This is a genomic window from Microbacterium sp. ISL-103 (assembly GCF_018613995.1).
Classification (GTDB): Bacteria; Actinomycetota; Actinomycetes; order Actinomycetales; family Microbacteriaceae; genus Microbacterium.
The window spans coordinates 1-2166 of record NZ_JAGGPD010000548.1 but is presented as its reverse complement, the minus strand read 5'-3'; the positions used below and the strand labels follow the sequence as shown (position 1 = coordinate 2166).

Below are 2166 nucleotides of genomic sequence, written 5' to 3'. Positions count from 1 at the left end.
TCGCCTCCGGCCCTGCGCACCGCATCCGCCACGTTCTCGGCATCGCGCATCGTGCGCTCTGCGGCCGCCGCTAGGTAGATCTCCTCGCGCGAGCCGCGCTGCCTCGCGAGCTCCGAGATGCCGTCATCCGTCACCGAGCCGACCAGGATCGAGGTCGCCCTCGAAGCGTTCGGGAACGCGCCGAGGAAACCGCGAGCGGACTCTGCGGCGTCCTGCGCCGTCAGCACCACGATCAGAGCGGGTCGGGTCGTGAGGGTGCGCACGGCGGCGAAGGCCCCCGGCCAGTCGGTGTCGACCAGGCGTGCGTGCACCGGCGCCATCGCATCCGTCAGCGCGGGAAGGAGCGCGGCGCCCTCAACCCCGGTCACGCGTGCACGCACGACGCGGTCGTACATGAGAAGGTGCACGTGGTCGCCTGCGCGGGCGGCCAGGGCGGCCAGCAGCAGCGAGGCTTCGAGTGCCGCATCGACCCTGGTTCCGTCGCCCACGCGCGCAGCGGCGGTGCGGCCGGTGTCGATGATGATGACGACGTGGCGGTCGCGCTCGGGCCTCCATGTGCGCAGCATCGTGGTGCCGGCTCGCGCCGTGGCACGCCAGTCGATCGATCTGACGTCGTCGCCTCGGACGTACTCGCGGAGCGAGTCGAACTCCGTGCCCTGGCCACGCACCTGGATGCTGGTGTTGCCGTCGAGCTCGCGCAGTCGGGCCAGGCGGGAGGGCAGATGCTTGCGCGACGAGAACGCAGGGAGCACACGGATCGTGCCGCGGACGCCGTGGCGCGCCTGCCGACCGGCGAGTCCGAGGGGACCCCGAGAACGGATCATCACGAACTCGCTCGTCAGCTCGCCCCGACGTCGGGGGAGCAGCGGAATCGCGATGCGCCTGCGCTCGCCGGCCGGCACGCTGACGCGCTGCCGATCGGCGCCGGCGCCGGCAGTCGGCTGCCAGGCATCGCGGATCAGCGCGTGCAGAGTGCGCGGCCCCTGGTTGTGGAGTGCGACGCTGACCGGCACCGGCTCGCCGAGCCTTGCGCGTGCCGGGACTCGCCGGGTGACCACCACCGCTCGCGGACTCGGAGCGAGCAGCACGTCGACGACCACGAGCACCGCGCAGAGCCCGACCCAGATGCCGAGTGCGGCATATGGCGGGTAGCCCGCGAGTCCGGCGACGACCAACGGGACGATCCCGATGGCGACGGCCAGGGAGAGACGACCGGTGACGAACACCTAGATCGGCACCCTGGTCTGCTGGACGACGGAGGTGAGCACGGCATCCGCCGAGACCCCCTCCATCTGGGCATCGGGGCGCAGCTGCAGGCGGTGACGCCAGACGGGTACGAGCATCGTCTGCACGTGATCGGGTGTCACCGCGGTCGAGGCATTGAGCCACGCCCATGCCTTGGCCGCGGCCAGCAGCCCCGTCGAGGCGCGGGGACTCGCGCCGAGCTCGACCGAGGGCGACTGACGGGTGGCGCGTGCGAGATCGACGACGTAGCCGAGCACGTCGTCGGTGACGTCCACGCGTCCCGCGGCGTTCTGCGCGGCCCGGATCTCATCCGCGGAGACGACGGACTCGACTCCGGTGAGCTCGCGCGGCGAGAACCCTGAGGCGTGCTTGCGCAGCACCGACACCTCGGCATCCCGTTCGGGCATGCCCACCACGAGCTTCATCAGGAAGCGATCGAGCTGCGCCTCGGGCAGCGAATACGTGCCCTCGTGCTCGATCGGGTTCTGGGTGGCGGCGACGAGGAACGGCTCGGGCAGCGGTCGGCTGACGCCGTCGGCCGACACCTGGCGCTCCTCCATCGCCTCCAGCAGTGCCGCCTGGGTCTTCGGAGGCGTGCGGTTGATCTCGTCCGCGAGCAGGATGTTGGTGAACACCGGCCCGGCACGGAAATCGAACTCTCCGGTGCGTGCGTCGTACACGAGCGAGCCGGTCACGTCGCCCGGCATGAGGTCGGGGGTGAACTGCACGCGCTTCGTGTCGAGACCGAGGGCGCGGGCGAACGAACGGACCACCAGGGTCTTGGCGACACCGGGGACACCCTCGAGAAGCACATGACCGCGCGCCAGCAGGGATACCAGAAGCCCCGTCACCGTGCCGGCCTGGCCGACCACGGCCTTGTCGACCTCGGTGCGCACGCGATGCATTGCCTGACGCAGTTCG

The 2166-nt window shown here is 71.1% G+C and carries 2 protein-coding genes; both read right to left on the bottom strand.

The features are described from left to right. Window positions 1–1226: DUF58 domain-containing protein (locus J7E68_RS17440; protein ID WP_215174730.1), on the bottom strand; the 1226-nt coding region annotated here is incomplete at its 3' end. Next, window positions 1227–2162 carry a MoxR family ATPase gene (locus tag J7E68_RS17435; RefSeq protein WP_251049109.1) on the bottom strand — a complete coding sequence of 312 codons (936 nt, stop codon included), beginning with the start codon at window positions 2160–2162 and terminating at the stop codon, window positions 1227–1229. Between the last annotated feature and the right edge of the window lie 4 nt (window positions 2163–2166).